We start from the raw sequence: 16,498 nt of genomic DNA on the forward strand, positions 1-16,498 counted from the left end.
TTTGGGCATTTATTTTGTCCTTGAAATCACAGAGTTGTTAGCGGCGTTCACTTACTCGAATCACTGACTGATATTTGCCTCAGAAGCTGCCGGAGCACGATGTTGCACCGGCTTACCTTTCAGTAATTTTCGTACCCAAAAGCGGTTAGGATTGAGTGCTGCCAGTGTTGTTGCATCCAATGGCAACGGTTCGCTAAACATTTGTGCCGCCAGAATTTCAGCCACCAGTGGTGCGCTGCATAACCCGCGTGAGCCTAGTGCCCCCGCCATAAACAACTCCGGCCACACTGGGGCGAGTGCTATTTCTTCGCCTTGCTGAATTTTACGCGGCAAATCCTGATATTGCTCTAACGTAGCGGCATAGTTTGGCACCGCACCCACCATCGGTAAATGGTCGCGGATAGCACATCGCACCCCACAACGCGCCTGATTATCACTGATATCAACTTGCTGCGGCCAACTCACTTCTGGCAGGCAACGCAGCAGACGATCCCGATTCTCTTGCTGTTCTTCGGCGCGAAAATCGGTGGCGACATCACCGCGCTGATAGCTGGCACCAATACAATGATGTTGATTGGCAGGGTTGACGGGGGTCAGATAGCCGTCATAACACAGCACCTGACGCAACTGGCTGAGTTCTGGCGTGGTGGGGATGTGCGAAACCTGCCCACGCACTGCAGACAGCGGCAGATGGCGAGTTTGCTCCCACTCCGGCAAACGGTGGCCGGTGGCAAGCACGACAGTGGCATGCTGTTGGGCGGGCAGTGGTTGCTGGAAAACTAACTGCCATCGTCCGTCAATGTGCTCTAGCTGGCGCAGCTCGTGTTGATAATGGCAGGTCATGCCATTTTGCTGTGCCAGAGCGATGAGCGCGGTGGTGAGGTCTGATGGACAAAGCCAGCCACCCGCCGGATAGTGAATGCCGTCGTGAGCACAATCCAACCCTGCTAGTGAACTGAGTTGTTCACGGCTCATGGCTTCGGCGAGTTGTGGTGGCCAGTCTATTTGCAGCATCTTATCAATCTTGCCGCGGCTTTTATCATCAAACGCCAATTGGCTGACGCCGCACCACTGATGGTCAAAGTGGATTCCTTGCTCAATTAACTGATCATATTGCCGGCGAGCAAAGGTAAAGGCACTGGTGAAAAAGGTCTCTAGTGCATCTTTTTTACCATTCAGCAGCGGGTAGAGTGCCCCTTGTCGGTTACCTGAAGCCCCTTGTGCCGGTTGTGCATCAGCACAATAAAGTGTCACCTTGGCACCACGGCGTAGCAGGGCCAAAGCGGTTAACGCACTGACTATTCCACCACCAATAATCGCAATGTCATTGCAATGGGCTGCAGCCGGCCGGTGATACCAAGGCGCAGATTGGGTTGCGAGACTTTGCGGTAAAATACCGGTCAGCATTTCACGTTTTTGCCCGAAACCTTTGACTTTCGCCACTTCAAATCCAGCTTGCTGCAATCCACGACGCACAAATCCGGCGGCAGTAAAGGTGGCAAATGTTCCCCCGGTTCTTGCCATGCGCGCCATGGCATTGAACAGCGTGTCATTCCACATATCCGGGTTTTTAGCCGGAGCAAAACCATCAAGGAACCAGGCATCGACTTGATGGTTCAAACTGGCATCCAACTGTGGCAGCAGAGTGTTGACATCGCCAAACCACAAATCCAGAGTGATGGCGCCCTCGGCCAGCAAAATACGATGGCATCCCGCAAGCGGTAATGACCACTGCGCCCGTAACTGCTCAGCAAAAACGGCCAATTCCGGCCAGCGGTCATGGGCAGCGGCTAAATCGGCGACCTGAAGTGGGTATTTTTCAAAGCTAATATAATGTAATCGCTGAAGTTTTGCTGCTGGATTCTGTTGTCTGAAATGGGCGAAGTCACGCCATAATGTCAGGAAATTCAATCCGGTACCGAAGCCGGTTTCGGCAAAAATGCAGTTTTCGCGCGGATGTTGAACAAAGCGCTCGGGGAAGCCATTGCCCTTAAGAAAAACGTAGTGAGTCTCTTCCAGCCCATCTTCATTGGAAAAATAGACGTCATCAAACTGTTCCGATACAGGTGTACCCTGTTCATTCCAGCTCAAGGTTGCCGTTTGGATTGGGGGATTACTCACGTTTAAAGACTCGTATCTCAAGGGGTGGGGCGATTCTAACTATGTGACCCGCCGCGTGCAAATCGTAAAATTATCTGGGTATATTACGCTGATCGGACTTGTTCGGCGTACAACTGTACGCTAAAGTGCGTTGCAAAATCCCGAATGTAAAATAAGTGGAAGAGGTATTGAATGAAGCGTGCAGTAATTACTGGCTTGGGTATTGTCTCCAGCATTGGTAATAACCAGCAGGAAGTTCTGGCATCTTTGCAGGAAGGCCGCTCTGGCATTACTTTCGCTCAGGAATTTAAAGACGCAGGTATGCGCAGCCATGTATGGGGCGATGTAAAGCTGGCGGAAGAGCCAAAAGACCTTATTGACCGCAAAGTGCTGCGTTTTATGAGCGACGCCTCAATTTATGCTTATCTTGCGATGCAAGAAGCGATTGAAGACTCTAAATTGGCTCCAGATCAAGTCTCTAATTTCCGCAGTGGGCTGGTTGTTGGTTCCGGTGGTGGTTCACCTCGCAACCAGGTTGCTGGCTCCGATGCTATGCGTACTCCGCGCGGCCTGAAAGGCGTTGGCCCTTATATGGTGACTAAAGCCATGGCATCCGGTGTATCCGCTTGTCTGGCAACACCGTTTAAAATCAAAGGTGTTAACTACTCCATCAGCTCTGCTTGTGCCACTTCCGCACATTGTATTGGCCATGCTGTGGAACTGATCCAACTGGGCAAGCAAGACGTTGTGTTTGCAGGCGGCGGTGAAGAGCTATGCTGGGAAATGGCCTGTGAGTTTGACGCTATGGGCGCATTGTCTACCAAATACAATGAAACCCCGACTAAAGCTTCCCGTACCTACGATCAAGACCGTGATGGTTTTGTAATTGCAGGCGGTGGCGGTATGGTCGTGGTTGAAGAGCTTGAGCATGCTCTGGCTCGTGGTGCACATATCTATGCTGAGATTGTTGGCTACGGCGCGACCTCAGATGGTGCTGATATGGTGGCTCCATCAGGTGAAGGCGCAGTGCGTTGCATGCAGATGGCTATGCAGGGCGTTGATACCCCAATCGACTACATGAACGTACACGGCACTTCTACCCCGGTTGGTGATGTGAAAGAGTTGGGCGCGATTCGTGAAGTGTTTGGTAATAACACCCCAGCTATCTCTTCAACTAAAGCTATGACCGGTCACTCTCTGGGTGCCGCAGGTGTGCACGAAGCTATCTTTAGCCTGTTAATGGTTGAACACGGCTTTATCGCACCAAGCATCAATATTGAAAAACTGGATGAGCAGGCTGAGGGGATGAATATCATCACTGAGCCAACTAAACGTGAACTGACAACTGTTATGTCTAACAGCTTCGGTTTCGGTGGGACTAACGCCACTTTGGTTATGCGTAAATACCAGAAATAAGATCATAAGCAGCTATTTGTGCTAGTTGATGCTTAATAATAAGGCCCGCGAGTGATCGCGGGCTTTTTTATTCGCTATAAAATAAACACAATTGCGAAAAAATAGTGCAATCATCAGAGAATCATCTCTTTTTTGTTAATTTCATCTCTTTCTATAAAAGAGTGTTAGTTGATCACTTGTTATTCATAAAAATATCTTATACTAAATAACCCAAGTAAATAACGGCATAGAAAGTAGGTGATTGAATGCTAACGCATTAACGCAAATTCATTCTGTTTTTAATGCATTTATATTCTTTTAAAGTCAAATTTAAAGCTAAAAAACCCTTGCCTGCCCAAAAACGTTAATTCACAATATTAAAACAATAATTAAACAAATTTATTTCTACCTTTTAATTTACTACACAGCAGGGTAGTTCAATGAGCCATAATCAAAGTGATCAGAAAATTAAGATTGCCGATTTAAACGAGCGCGTTGTTCATGAAATTCTCGAAGTGATAAGTGATGGTATCTGGGATTGGAATGCAAACACTGGATTTGTTTACCGTAATACCGGTTGGTATGAAATGCTGGGCTATCCGGCCCATGCTTTTGAAAATACTGTACATACCTGGGAGAAAATTATCCATCCGGAGGATTTTGAAAGGGTAATGTTTCAGTTTGATGCTTATATTAGTAATCAGGCCGAGAGATACCAAACAGAATATCGTTGCCGCACCCATGACGGCAGTTATATCTGGATTGAGGATCGTGGCAAGGTGGTCGAACGTAACCGTGATGGTTCGGTATCAAGGATGATCGGCGCTCACCGGAATATTCATGATAGAAAGCATCTTCTTGAAAAATTAGAATTAAAGAATAAATCGTTAGAGGCATTAGTCGAGGAGCGAACCGCTGAGCTACGTGAAACCAACTTTCAGTTGAAGCAGCAATTAGATATCAAAAAGATTCTTTCAGAGACGGATGTATTAACTTCAGCCGCAAATCGTTATTTGCTGGAGAAAGTACTTAAGCATGAATATCACCGTGCTAAGCGTTTTTGTCAGCCATTATCATTACTCTCCCTGGATTTAGATGACTTTAAATCAATCAATGACAGATACGGCCATTCCGTTGGTGATTTAGCCCTGACACATATTGTTGATGTGATTAGGAATAATATTAGAGAGGTTGACATTTTAGGCCGCTGGGGAGGCGATGAATTTATGATTGTCTTACCAAATACGCAATTAGCTGAGGCTAAAAATATTGCTGAGAAAATTAGGCAGCTCATTGAGATAATGCCGGTGGATGGCAATATAAATGTGACAATGAGTTTGGGCGTAGTTGAGTTAGAGGCGAATGAGGCACAGGAGCAATTATTACTTCGTGCAGACAGAATGCTCTATAGCTCGAAAGCCGCCGGCAAGAATATTATTAGCGGCTAATATTCTTCGTTTGTGCCGCCAGGTTGCAGCGGCAATCATTTTGGACAAAGTTATTGGAATTTCAGTGCATATTCGGCAGCTGCTTTGGCATGTATCGCCGTGGTATCGAACACTGGTACATTGGCATCTTGCGCATTAACCAACAAGGTAATCTCGGTGCAACCGAAAATAATGCCTTGCACGCCCTGTTGCTCTAATTTACCCATAATACGGCGGTATTCCTGGCGAGAAGTTTCATTGATGATACCGAGGCAAAGCTCTTCATAAATAATACGATTAATGATTTCGCGATCAGCACTGTCTGGCGTAATCACTTCAATATTATGTTTCTCTGTTAAGCGGCCACGGTAGAAATCTTGTTCCATGGTATAGCGGGTACCCAGCAGACCGATTTTACTGATCCCTTGCTGCTTAATTCGTGCCGCAGTAGCATCGGCAATATGCAACAAAGGTAGTCCACTGGCAGCTTCAATCTCGTCTGCCACTTTATGCATTGTATTGGTACATACCACGATAACCTCAGCCCCAGCACGTTTTAGTGACACGGCAGCATCAGACAACAGCTGTGCAGCGGTTGGCCAATCACCTTTAGCTTGCAGCTGTTCAATATCATGAAAATCGACACTGTAGAGGATAATTTTGGCGCTGTGTAATCCCCCTAATTGCTCTTTAACCTGCTGATTAATCATTCGGTAATAAGGGATAGTTGATTCCCAGCTCATTCCGCCAATAAGACCCAAAATTTTCATTATTATTCCTATCCAGTGTCGTTTGCTGATGGGCGAATTATTTCATGTGAATATCAAGATAACAGCCAGATATGCAGTAAGACAACCAAGGCTTATAACGACTGGATAGGATTTCTTTGAGGTGATATTGCCTCAGGATAACCGCCGAAGCGGCTACCCTGAGCGAGCAGGACTAGAACCAGGCTTCCCACATGGCCCCAATGTTGAAGGAATCCAGACGGGTATCTTCTGTGTCGGTGGTGGTGGCGGTATGTTTGTTGTCGACTTCGCCGCCAGTGACATAGAAGCGCAGCATTGGTCTGAAATCGGCACCCATATCGATAGAGATATTCTGAGATAGCGTCAGTTTCCAACCTTTGTTGTCACCGCCTGTATCGTAATCTACCCGTTGATAACCCGCCTCAAGCCAGGTCGAGTGGACATCGTTCCAGAAGTGCATCGGACGAACAATTACGCCATAGTTGCGGCGGTTGTCTTCATTATGATTGCTTCGGTCGTAATCATGGAACGCCGCGAGATAAGTGACAGATGTCTGTGGTGTGAATTTATAGGTGCCTTCAAGGCTGGTATAAACCGTGCGAAGGTCGCTGGTTTTGTTGTAGACGCTATTATCTGAGTTGTCTGAATAACGGGTAACCCATTTGTTTTCGATATTGGTACCCTTGTGGCTTAGCACCACAGCGGTCTGCCAGGCTTTCAGTTTTTCTTCACTCTCAATAGCTTTAGAATCAAAACCATAGTTGGTATACAGTTCAAAATCGATCGGCCCCATCTTCACGCCATGGATTTTTGATGTCAGGGCATAGTGGCCGCTGTCGCCTGTTCCAGAACCGCCGGTGCAGGTAATGCGTGATGGGTTAGTTTGGTCTGCAACCACTTGCGGGCTACAGGATTGTACTGAACCTACAGCTGCTGCATCGAGTTGCAGAACACCAAGATCCAGGTTTTTAATCCCGGCACCTTGTCCATCATGGGTCATCCAGAAGTAGTCGTTAATACCTTGCTGTGGACGCTGGTGGAAATCACGACCGGCCCATAAATAGGCATTCGGCTGAGATTCAAACAGGTTAGTGACACCGGCATAGGCTTTTTTCAGGTTAACTTCATCACCCCAGTGGTCAAGCATGACCACCACATCCCATAGTGCGCCGTTGCTGCCTTTAAAGGCTTTGGACAGTTGGAATTCCCCGCCATTACCTTCATTACCCAGACGACCAATGGCTGAAGAACCATTATAGGAGCCATCCACGCCAATATATTTTTGGTCGCCCGCTTGGAAATGCGCACCGTAACGGGCATAAGCATTAAATTTTAGGCCATAAGGAATTTCCGTCTCTGGCGATGGTTTGATTGCTGAGGTATCAACGATATCGATATTTTTCTTTTTAACCAGTGCCGAGTCTATTTTTTCCTGGCGCTCTGCCAGTGCTTTTTCCACAGCCTGTGCAACAATTTTATTTAATTGTTCAGGTGTAATTAATTCCTGTGTTGTTTGTGTCGCTCCTTGAGCAAATACAGAAATAGGGCAAAGCGCGGCGATAACCGCCATTGTTAATGGAAGCTGCTTAAGTATTTTCATCGCTATCTCAATTTAATAAGGTATTATTTAGATAATAATTATCCCGTTCGAATTATACCCGTCATCTTTCCAGCCGCAGGGGTATTGGCTACCATCATTCACCCAAGCCATTGAGTTATCTCAACTGCTTGAGTTCATTCCGTTGCCGCCTACCTGCAACTCGAAATCTATTGGGTATAGACAGGATAATTATGCCATCACCAAAGTAAGGTTGTTTTTATAATGTATTTTATTGAGTGTCATTTAAATTTTTGCGTAATAATCTCTCCGTTGAAAATGGATAATATTGCTATATTTATTTTCTCTAATATTAACGCTGATAAAGATGAATAATTTCTTCCGATAATTCTCGAGCCAATAAAGATGTCATTAAATGATCCTGAGCATGCACCATAATTAATGTCATCGGTTGTCTGGCCTCACCGGCATCTTGCTCAATCAGCTTGGTTTGCATATGGTGTGCCTGGCGGGCAAAGTCGTCAGCCTCTAACAGCAAGCCTTTGGCTCGGTCAATGTCGCCTTTGCGTGCCGCCTGAAGTGCTTCAAAACAAAGACTACGAGATTGCCCAGCATTAACAATAATTTCCATTACTGCTTCTTCTAACTCAACCATTATTTATTCCTACATTAATTAAAACCATTGACGTTAATCAAAGCCATTATTAGCCGCAGTCGTGGTAAACCATTCGCCGCTTTTCTTGATGGTACGTTTCTGGCTGGTTAAATCTAATTGAACAAAACCATAACGATTTTTATAGCCATTACACCATGACCAATTATCGATAAACGTCCACATATGGTAACCAAGGCAATGACAACCCTCACTAATACCTTTATGTAGCCATTTTAAATGGTCAGAAACAAAATCTATTCGATACTGATCGTTAATTATTCCATCCTGTAAAAAACGTTCTTCATTTTCAACACCCATACCATTCTCGGAAATAAAACAGCGCGGGTTATCATAATTAAGACGTAAATTAGTGAGGATGTCGTAAATCCCTGCTTCATAAATTTCCCAACCACGGTAAGGGTTCATTTTCCTTCCGGGCATTTCGTAAGCATCGAACAGCCATTCGGGCATAAAAGGAGCTTGTGGATTGACTGCAGCGTCACGACATTTTACTCGGCGCGGTTGATAGTAATTAATCCCCAAAAGGTCAATTTTACCTTCCGCAATCAGCGCTTTATCCCCTGGTTGGCGCACTGGCATTTGGTCGTAATCACACAATAAATCAATTAACTCTTGCGGATATTCACCGCGCAATGCCGGATCAAGGAAGCTGCGGTTAAACAGTAAATCTGCATATTCCGCCGCCTGCAGATCCGCCGGGTTTTGCGAACGCGGGTAAGATGGTGTCAGGTTAAGCACAATACCAATCTCGCCTTTATACCGACCCGCACGATAGGCTTTCACCGCCGTCGCATGTGCCAACACGGTATGGTAGGCCACGGTGGCCGCGCGTCTGAAATCCACTACATTAGGATAATGGAAGTCATACAGATAACCGCCTTCTACTGGCACGATTGGCTCATTGAAGGTAAACCAATGTTCAACTCGATCGCCGAACAGTTCAAAGCACACTTCGGCATAGTGCTTCCAGGCATCGATCACTGCACGGTTTTCCCAGCCGCCAATCTCCTGCATCGCCATCGGCATATCGAAGTGGAATAGGGTAATGAATGGCGTAATACCTTGCGCCAAAAGTTCGTCTATCACATTGTTATAAAAGCTAACAGCCTCTGGATTGACTTCACCGACCCCATTTGGGATTAACCGTGCCCAGCTTAGCGAGGTGCGAAAACTGTTATGGTTAAGTTGCTTGAGCAACGCAATATCCTGTCGCCAGTTGCGATAGAATGTTGAGGTGTTATTCGGGCCAATCTGCTGGTGGAAGCGCGAAGGTTGGCTGGCGTACCAGGCATCCCAAGTGGTGGGGCTCTTGCCACCTTGCAGACTTTCGCCTTCGGTTTGCAGTGCCGAACTGGCACTCCCCCACCAGAAGTTTTCTGGAAATTGGTATTTCATTCGTTTTTTCTCTTGTCGTTATCAGTTGCTACGGACGGTATCTGAAAGCGATGGGGCGTTATTGAGGCTTTTTTCCCCTTCAATTTTTAATAGGGAATGCTCATAAGCACGCAGGAATGGCAGATAGATAAGAGCGGAAACCACCATACATATCAGGCACATAACCACCGGGCTAAAGGCCCAGTTTGCCGCCCAGGAAGCACCGATAGGTGCTGGTGTTGTCCATGGTGTTAAGGAAACCACTTGCGCCAACCAGCCAAATTTGGTGGCGGTGTAAGCCAGAATGGCATTAACCATTGGCACCCCAATAAAAGGTATGAACATGATTGGGTTCATAATGATTGGTGCGCCAAACAAAATAGGTTCGTTAATGTTGAAGAAGCTCGGCACAATGCCTAATTTACCAATGGTACGTAGGTGAGTAACTTTGCTCCGTAGCAGCAGGAAAGCCAGTGGCAATGTAGAACCCACGCCGCCAATCAGCAGATAGTGATCCCAGAAACCTTGTAGATAGATATGTGGTAAGGCGGCTCCAGCAGCTAATGCTGCCTGGTTTGCTGCCAGGTTGGTCATCCAGAACGGGCTCATAATGCCAGTGACAATCATTGAACCGTGAATGCCTGAGAACCAGAAAATCTGGCACAGCAATATTGACAGTAACATCGCCGGCAGAGAGTCTGATGCAGATACCAATGGTGCCAGTAAATGCATAATGGCTTCTGGAATGATCATGCCAGTTTGTGACTCAATAAATAAATTGAGTGGATGCAGGGTACCAATGATGACTAATACCGGGATCAGTATTTCAAAAGAGCGTGCGACACCCGTCGGAACCTCTTTCGGCAAGCGAATCGTAATATTGTGTTGTTTCAGTGCGGCATAAACACGGGTGGAATAAATCGCGGTAATCAGCGCGGTAAAGATCCCTTGACCAGAAAGATACTGGGTAGAGATTTTGCCATCAGCATAAGGCGCGGCGACAAGCATAAATGCCATGAATGCCAGCAGGCCAGTCATCACGGGATCGAGATTAAACTGTCGCCCCAGACTCGCCCCAACCCCGACAGAAATGAATAATGTCATCACTCCCATACTCAAGTTAAAAGGCAACATCAGTTGTGCGCGGTAGGTCTGAGAGAAATCCAGCCAGGCTCGGGCGAATCCTACGGTGGTTTCGGCCGAGAAGGGAGGGAAAATAAACACCAACATAAATGAGCCGATGATCATGAAAGGCAGTGCAGCGGTAAAACCATCACGAATAGCAATAACGTATTTTTGCTGTCCCAGACGCCCGGCTAGCGGCGTAATTGATTGTTCAATAACAGCAACCATTGATTGATATAAAGAACTCATGTGAATACCTTCTTAGTGGGTCGCGTCAATGAGCGACAGTGCATAGTCCAGGACTTTATCGGCACGCTGCATGCCGTAGTCCATCATATCGATGGGCTGAACGGGAATACCGTGAACCGCAGCCTTCTCTGCGAGCATACCTAACATGTATTTCACCTGCGGCCCGAGCAGAACGACCTGATAGCGCGGAAACTGAATATCAAATTCAGATACACCAAACGCATCAATCTCTACCGGTATGCCTTTTTCTTCGGCAACGGTCCGCATTTTCCTAACCAGCATGCTGGTTGACATACCGGCGGAACAACACAACATAATCTTGAACATCTACAACCATCCTCAGAATAAAAAAATCATGGCGAATAACGTTTTGATACCTTGCTCATCACGTTTTGATACTGCACGGAAACCGTTTTCCATTTTATCAAAGCGGCTGTTTCGGCGATTATTGGATATCATACGGAAACCGTTTTCCATCCGTAGTGAGTGGAACTGTGATAGCCATCAAAGTCCAGTATATATAGGGATTATTTATTTGATGGACATCACAGGTTTGATGATTGGATAACTATTTCGGATAAGGATGGAAATTCGGTTTCCATGCCAAATGGAAACGATTATACTCAAGGAGGCTGCAATAGATGGGCCTAAGCTGTATTGAGGAACGACAGGCAAGGACTAAAGCCTGCTAGGAGAGAATCATGTCTACAATCAACGATGTATCACGTTTAGCTGGGGTTTCTAAAGCCACAGTATCACGGGTGTTGAGTGGTTCGCGCGGCGTTAAGGAAGCTAGCCGTCTTGCCGTACTAAAAGCGGTAGAAGAGCTGAATTATCGGCCAAATGTTATCGCGCAATCACTATTAAGCCAGTCAACTGGCTGTATTGGTGTTATCTGTGCACAAGAGAATATTAACCAAACAACGGGTTATTTATATGCCCTTGAAAAGCACCTGAGCCAGCATCAAAAACATTTGTTATTGCGCTTTGCCAACAACAGAGCTGAAGTTATGCAGGCGCTTGATGAATTAACTTGCGGGCTGTGCGATGACGTGTTGATTATTGGTGCCCGTTTTCCTCTTAATCTCGCGGACGACAGTATTATTCTGGTTGACTGTATGGACGCCGATGCCACTAACAGTATCCAGTTCGACCATGCATTTGCCGCAGAGACTGCCTGTAATTATTTGATAAAGCAGGGTAGAAGGAAAATTGCTTTAATTAATCCTGACACCAGCGGTTATGTGGATGATGTATTGTTAGGGTATAAGCGTGCGCTGGAAAATAACTTTTTGCCCTTTAACCGCGATCTGATTTTTATGGATTCATCCTCTTCGTCGGTTGCATTACAAGTTTTGCTCAATAGCAGCGCAACACTCAATTTTAATGCTCTGCTGGTGGCTGATGAGCAGGAAGCCCAGAGTGTCATTCCGCAGCTACAGGCATTTAATAAATCGGTTCCAGATGACATCATGGTATTCAGTCTTGCCGGCTCATTACATTATCCGGGGATCCCGACAATTCCAGCAATTGAATATTCTATGGATGCGATGGCGGCAAAAATAGTGACGTGGCTCAATCAGAAAACCGAAAGTGTGCTTGGTTCATATGCACTGCGCGGGGATCTGATCATTCCTGATATGCCGGGCAGGAAATAATCACTGAGTTGTCAGAATTTAATTCATTGGATAAAAATCGCTTAACAGACAATAGCGTTAGCACTGAACTTGGCACTCCACAAGAGTCAGTGCTGACCGGGGATAACCATCCAAATCTGCGGTAATATCAAGATTCATCTGCATAAAATAATAAGTGGAACTGTGATATGACTCCACTTTTACCTCTCCCTTGCGTCTATTATCTCTGTTGTAACAAATCTGTAGCAATCGAAAGTCTATTTACTACTTATGCCACCAACGGATGATGGAGTTTGGGATGATAAAAGTAAAGACGGCCTATACCCTGACCTTATTGGCAATACTCTTACCTGCTTCGGCCAATATTGCGGCTCAAGATAAGGTAGTGGCTCAGGATAAAAGCGGCAATTATAAGCTTGAACAGGTTTTAGTGATGAGCCGGCACGGTATACGTGCACCTCTGGTGAATTATGGCGATATGCTTTCCAGTGCAACCCCGGATAAATGGCCAGAATGGAGCACTCCAGGAGGCTACTTGACGCCAAAAGGCGCGGAGCTTGAGTCGATGATGGGCGGGTATTTCCGCCAGTGGTTGGCAGAGACCAAGTTACTGAAATCAAAAGGATGCCCGGCACCGACCACCGTGTTTACTTATGCCAACAGCTTGCCAAGAACGATTGATACCGCACAGCATTTCCTCTTCGGCGCTTTCCCAGGTTGTAATGTCCCTGTTGCTCACCAAAAAGAGATCGGCAAGATGGATCCGGTCTTTAACCCGATTATCACCTTGGATGTGACGCCTGAATTTAAAGAAAAAGCATTGGCCTCTATTAACCAGCATGCAGGGCCGGGCGGGGTCGAGGGTTTAAATAAACGGCTACAGCCTAATTATGATTTACTCTCTAAGATTCTGGATTATAAAAACTCACCGGCATGTCTGGTCGATAAAAAATGTGATTGGAGCACCCAGCCGACTGAGATTGTATTAGTGCAGAATAAAGAACCGGGTATTACTGGCCCACTGAAATTGGGTACCGGTGCCTCTGATGCTTTCATGCTGCAATATTATGAAGGTTTCCCGGCAAAAGATGTGGCTTGGGGGCGGATACAGTCAGCGGAAGAGTGGCGCAAATTAATTGATATCAAGAACCTCTACCATGAAACACTCTTTGGCTCCCCGGCTATTGCAGATAATGCCGCCGAGAAGCTAGTGGGCTTTATCAGTTCTGCTCTTGATCCCAAAGGTGATAAAACACCCAATGAGTCAGCGGCACAAAAAGCCAAGTTGGCGGTATTGGTTGGCCATGATTCTAATATTGCGTCCTTGTTAGCTGCGCTCAAAACCAAAGAGTACCAACTGCCAGATCAATTTGAGAGAACGCCGATCAGTGGCAAAGTGGTATTTGAACGCTGGAAAGATATTAAACAAAACAAAGATCTGATGAAGATTGAATATATCTATCTGTCGACCGAGCAAATTCGTAATAAAACACCGTTGTCACTTCAGGCTCCGCCAAAACGTGTCACGTTGGAAATAGAAGGTTGCCCGATTGATGCTAAAGGATTCTGTTCAATGGATGACTTTAGAAAAGCAGTAAAACAAAATACTCAGATCTAGTTCGGCGCTGCTGACCTGCGGGTTTAGCAGCTAACAGATAATAGGGGCTGGCATAAAACGATTGGCTGCGCTAACGTGACCTTTCTTGGTCAGCCCCGATTATTTGTAGATTCTCTGATGACATTACTTGCTACCACTCAGCGCGCAATAAAAACGCTTTTTAGCCCTTTTCTGAAAGACCGCCTGCTACATATTTTATTGATTCTGGGGATCGGCTTAACTGCATTGATGCCAGCAAAAGTAGCTGAGTTCCCTCAGTTTATTGACTGGACTACCATTGTCACTTTATTGGGATTAATGCTACTAACGAAAGGGGTTGAGGTTAGCGGCTACTTCGATTTTATTGGCCGTAAGATCATAAACACATTGCATACCGAGCGGCATCTGGCGTTGTTTCTTGTCTTGTCAGCGGCGGTATTATCCTCTTTTCTGACGAATGATGTGGCGCTGTTTATCATTGTTCCACTGATCCTGACACTGAAGAAAATATCTTCTTTACCGGTTTCCCGCCTGATTATTTTCTCTGCCCTGGCGGTGAATGCGGGTTCATTATTAACGCCAATCGGTAACCCACAAAATATTCTGTTATGGAGCCGTTCTGAGCTCTCTTTTATTGGTTTTACCCGTCAGATGGCCCCCTTGGCCGCGATTATTCTATTCACATTATTAGCGGTGACTTGGTGGCGTTTCCCCGCACGCAAAATTAATAAGCATACCTCCAGCCCCATTTATCCCTATCAGTTTCGCCTGTTACTCAGTTGCCTGACGCTGTATGTGATTTTTATTATCTGCGTAGATCTAGGTTTGGCGAATTATGGCTTACTGATTGTTTTTGCAGGATTATTATTGTTGGCGCGGCGGGTTTTACTGGCGATAGATTGGAGCCTGATCGTGGTCTTTATAGCGATGTTTATTGATGTGCGCTTACTGACGGAATTACCCGGTTTACAGTCATTGTTTGGTGAAATTAAAACCTTGTCTGCGGCAGCAGCTTATATGTTGGGGATCGGTTTATCCCAAATGATAAGCAATGTTCCTGCCACGATTTTATTGCTTAATTATCTCCCCTCCAGTGCACTGGTCGCTTATGCCGTCAATATTGGTGGCTTTGGTTTTGCCTTGGGGTCTATGGCGAATTTAATTGCGCTCAGAATGTCCGGTGAACCGGCGATTTGGTTGAAGTTTCATGCTTACTCTTTGCCATTTTTATTCTGGAGTGCCGGGGTAGGTTGGGGATTATTAGCACTTTGATATTGTTGCCGTCAGTGTGTTGGCTCAGGCAAAAAAACCTAAGCCAACAGATTATTGCGCGCTGTTGATTAAAGAAAAATCGCCAATAAAAAAGCCATAACAATAATCAGCGTAACAAATACCAATGATGGCTTTTGCAATAAAGATTGTAACGACTGTGGTAATGCAGCAATGAGTGGGTTTATCAGTGGTTGAAGGGTTTGCTGATCTTCCGCTAAGCGCTGTGCTGCATTGGCGCGGTCTAATCGGGCGGCAAAGAGAACATTAATAATGTCATTTAGCTGCGCTTGAGTCAGTGGTGTGGTCGGGCTGGCGTGAAAACGATTCTGACTGTAATCAATTAATAGCTGCTGTTCCTGCGCATCGGCAGGTTGCTTCAGTGCGGTTTGCAGATTGACCAACGTGGGGGAAGTTTGCTGGCTGAGTGCCACTTTAGTCTGCAAAAACTGACTGAGTATCTGGAAATGGCGTGCGGGCAGTGGGTCATTACTTTTCACTCCCACCAGATCAAACAGGGCTTGCCAGATTTTAGCCGGTTGCTCACCGGTGGCGGCGCTGAGTTTCGCCACCAAAGATTGAATATTTTGATGTTCTGCAGGAAGTAATGGCCTGTCCGTAATCGTCGTCAATTGTGGCTGCGGAATATTCAAGGTACCGGATTGCAGCAAGATTAATACTTGTTGCAACTCAGCATGGGTTAACTGACTTAATACCGTATGACCAAATTGCTGGCGAATAAAATCACTGACAGCTTGTCGATTATTGCCTTGGGGCAGTAGTTCGGTCAGTTGCTGACGCAATTGGTGATTGGCATGATTTTCTTGCGCTTGTGTTAACCGGCCTTGCAGCAGTTGCTCAGCCGGTTGGAAGTGGCGAGCCAATAAATCACTGGTGCTGCCAAGGGATAGGTCATGGCGCAGGCCAGCCCAAATCTCGGCCGATTTTATCGGACTAAGAGCCATAATCCGCACAATCAGCTTTTCTAGCGTGGTGCGTTGCGCAGGGGTAAGCGCTTGATCTTCCACTTGGCCCGGTGAGGGCAATTTAGTGGGTGCAACATTGCGATCAGTCGCAATGGGGACACCTGGGCCGTTCAAAGGTTGCATATAACCTGTCCTTCGCAGTGGAGGAGATTTATCGGTGGCCCGGCGCGAGACGTAGGCTGCCGGTATGATACCTGTAAATGTGAGTAACCAATATATTCTTATTGGGTTTGGATGAATGCTTGGCCAAAAATGTATCGGGTTCGGGGCAGCGTGTGACCCTTTGTGGAACTCTCCGCGCTTGCGCACGTATCGCTAGCCCACGTCGTGGGTGGCAGTCACTCATCGATCTATTG

At 46.3% G+C, this 16,498-nt stretch carries 13 protein-coding genes; 5 read left to right on the forward strand and 8 right to left on the reverse strand.

What is annotated here, in order from left to right; genetic code table 11:
• Positions 1 to 60 precede the first annotated feature (60 nt).
• Positions 61 to 2,121, reverse strand: coding sequence for a bifunctional tRNA (5-methylaminomethyl-2-thiouridine)(34)-methyltransferase MnmC2/FAD-dependent 5-carboxymethylaminomethyl-2-thiouridine(34) oxidoreductase MnmC1 (mnmC, locus tag N0H69_RS09950; RefSeq protein ID WP_050150955.1), 2,061 nt, complete (start codon positions 2,119 to 2,121; stop codon positions 61 to 63).
• A 171-nt stretch (positions 2,122 to 2,292) separates the two neighbouring features.
• Between mnmC and fabB the strand changes: the two genes are divergently transcribed.
• Positions 2,293 to 3,516 (forward strand): beta-ketoacyl-ACP synthase I, encoded by a 1,224-nt coding sequence (gene fabB, locus N0H69_RS09955; RefSeq protein ID WP_050132917.1) that lies wholly within the window; start codon positions 2,293 to 2,295, stop codon positions 3,514 to 3,516.
• Between the two features lie 419 nt (positions 3,517 to 3,935).
• A complete protein-coding gene (locus N0H69_RS09960; protein WP_050106054.1) occupies positions 3,936 to 4,943 on the forward strand; it encodes a sensor domain-containing diguanylate cyclase in 1,008 nt (335 codons plus the stop codon).
• Positions 4,944 to 4,993: 50 nt separating this feature from the next.
• On the opposite strand, the gene N0H69_RS09965 is transcribed toward N0H69_RS09960, so the two are convergent.
• From N0H69_RS09965 to N0H69_RS09990, 6 genes are all read right to left on the reverse strand, one after another.
• Positions 4,994 to 5,692 carry an aspartate/glutamate racemase family protein gene (locus tag N0H69_RS09965; RefSeq protein WP_050106055.1) on the reverse strand — a complete coding sequence of 233 codons (699 nt, stop codon included), beginning with the start codon at positions 5,690 to 5,692 and terminating at the stop codon, positions 4,994 to 4,996.
• Between the two features lie 172 nt (positions 5,693 to 5,864).
• A complete protein-coding gene (locus N0H69_RS09970; protein ID WP_050150958.1) occupies positions 5,865 to 7,271 on the reverse strand; it encodes a carbohydrate porin in 1,407 nt (468 codons plus the stop codon).
• Positions 7,272 to 7,581: 310 nt separating this feature from the next.
• Positions 7,582 to 7,884: a PTS lactose/cellobiose transporter subunit IIA gene (locus tag N0H69_RS09975; protein ID WP_050106057.1), complete on the reverse strand. Its 303-nt coding sequence runs from the start codon at positions 7,882 to 7,884 to the stop codon at positions 7,582 to 7,584.
• Between the two features lie 33 nt (positions 7,885 to 7,917).
• A complete protein-coding gene (gmuD, locus tag N0H69_RS09980; protein WP_050150961.1) occupies positions 7,918 to 9,300 on the reverse strand; it encodes a 6-phospho-beta-glucosidase GmuD in 1,383 nt (460 codons plus the stop codon).
• 21 nt (positions 9,301 to 9,321) lie between these two features.
• Positions 9,322 to 10,653: a PTS sugar transporter subunit IIC gene (locus N0H69_RS09985; RefSeq protein ID WP_050145461.1), complete on the reverse strand. Its 1,332-nt coding sequence runs from the start codon at positions 10,651 to 10,653 to the stop codon at positions 9,322 to 9,324.
• 12 nt (positions 10,654 to 10,665) lie between these two features.
• A complete protein-coding gene (locus N0H69_RS09990) occupies positions 10,666 to 10,980 on the reverse strand; it encodes a PTS sugar transporter subunit IIB (RefSeq protein WP_050106060.1) in 315 nt (104 codons plus the stop codon).
• A 374-nt stretch (positions 10,981 to 11,354) separates the two neighbouring features.
• Here N0H69_RS09990 and N0H69_RS09995 point away from each other — a divergent pair, with 374 nt between their 5' ends.
• The 3 genes from N0H69_RS09995 to N0H69_RS10005 all read left to right on the forward strand — a co-directional run bounded on the left by N0H69_RS09995 (position 11,355) and on the right by N0H69_RS10005 (position 15,159).
• Positions 11,355 to 12,311, forward strand: a complete 957-nt coding sequence (locus N0H69_RS09995) for a LacI family DNA-binding transcriptional regulator (protein WP_050120818.1) — start codon at positions 11,355 to 11,357, stop codon at positions 12,309 to 12,311.
• A 277-nt stretch (positions 12,312 to 12,588) separates the two neighbouring features.
• On the forward strand, positions 12,589 to 13,908 hold the full coding sequence (gene agp / locus N0H69_RS10000) for a bifunctional glucose-1-phosphatase/inositol phosphatase (protein ID WP_050106062.1): 1,320 nt from the start codon (positions 12,589 to 12,591) through the stop codon (positions 13,906 to 13,908).
• 117 nt (positions 13,909 to 14,025) lie between these two features.
• Positions 14,026 to 15,159: an SLC13 family permease gene (locus N0H69_RS10005; RefSeq protein WP_050150963.1), complete on the forward strand. Its 1,134-nt coding sequence runs from the start codon at positions 14,026 to 14,028 to the stop codon at positions 15,157 to 15,159.
• Between the two features lie 68 nt (positions 15,160 to 15,227).
• Here N0H69_RS10005 and flk read toward each other — a convergent pair whose 3' ends face one another.
• Complete coding sequence (flk, locus tag N0H69_RS10010; protein ID WP_050106064.1) at positions 15,228 to 16,265, reverse strand: flagella biosynthesis regulator Flk; 1,038 nt, start codon at positions 16,263 to 16,265, stop codon at positions 15,228 to 15,230.
• Positions 16,266 to 16,498: the final 233 nt, after the last annotated feature.

The organism is Yersinia alsatica, assembly GCF_025133195.1.
In the GTDB taxonomy this organism is placed as follows: domain Bacteria; phylum Pseudomonadota; class Gammaproteobacteria; order Enterobacterales; family Enterobacteriaceae; genus Yersinia; species Yersinia alsatica.

What these genes read in the sequence shown, in the direction of transcription:
- N0H69_RS10005 (WP_050150963.1), top strand. Translation starts at nt 14,026, where the DNA reads ATGACATTACTTGCTACCACTCAGCGCGCAATAAAAACGCTTTTTAGC.
- flk (WP_050106064.1), bottom strand. Translation starts at nt 16,265, where the DNA reads ATGCAACCTTTGAACGGCCCAGGTGTCCCCATTGCGACTGATCGCAAT.
- N0H69_RS09960 (WP_050106054.1), top strand. Translation starts at nt 3,936, where the DNA reads ATGAGCCATAATCAAAGTGATCAGAAAATTAAGATTGCCGATTTAAAC.
- fabB (WP_050132917.1), top strand. Translation starts at nt 2,293, where the DNA reads ATGAAGCGTGCAGTAATTACTGGCTTGGGTATTGTCTCCAGCATTGGT.
- N0H69_RS09990 (WP_050106060.1), bottom strand. Translation starts at nt 10,980, where the DNA reads ATGTTCAAGATTATGTTGTGTTGTTCCGCCGGTATGTCAACCAGCATG.
- agp (WP_050106062.1), top strand. Translation starts at nt 12,589, where the DNA reads ATGATAAAAGTAAAGACGGCCTATACCCTGACCTTATTGGCAATACTC.
- gmuD (WP_050150961.1), bottom strand. Translation starts at nt 9,300, where the DNA reads ATGAAATACCAATTTCCAGAAAACTTCTGGTGGGGGAGTGCCAGTTCG.
- N0H69_RS09985 (WP_050145461.1), bottom strand. Translation starts at nt 10,653, where the DNA reads ATGAGTTCTTTATATCAATCAATGGTTGCTGTTATTGAACAATCAATT.
- N0H69_RS09965 (WP_050106055.1), bottom strand. Translation starts at nt 5,692, where the DNA reads ATGAAAATTTTGGGTCTTATTGGCGGAATGAGCTGGGAATCAACTATC.
- N0H69_RS09995 (WP_050120818.1), top strand. Translation starts at nt 11,355, where the DNA reads ATGTCTACAATCAACGATGTATCACGTTTAGCTGGGGTTTCTAAAGCC.
- N0H69_RS09970 (WP_050150958.1), bottom strand. Translation starts at nt 7,271, where the DNA reads ATGAAAATACTTAAGCAGCTTCCATTAACAATGGCGGTTATCGCCGCG.
- N0H69_RS09975 (WP_050106057.1), bottom strand. Translation starts at nt 7,884, where the DNA reads ATGGTTGAGTTAGAAGAAGCAGTAATGGAAATTATTGTTAATGCTGGG.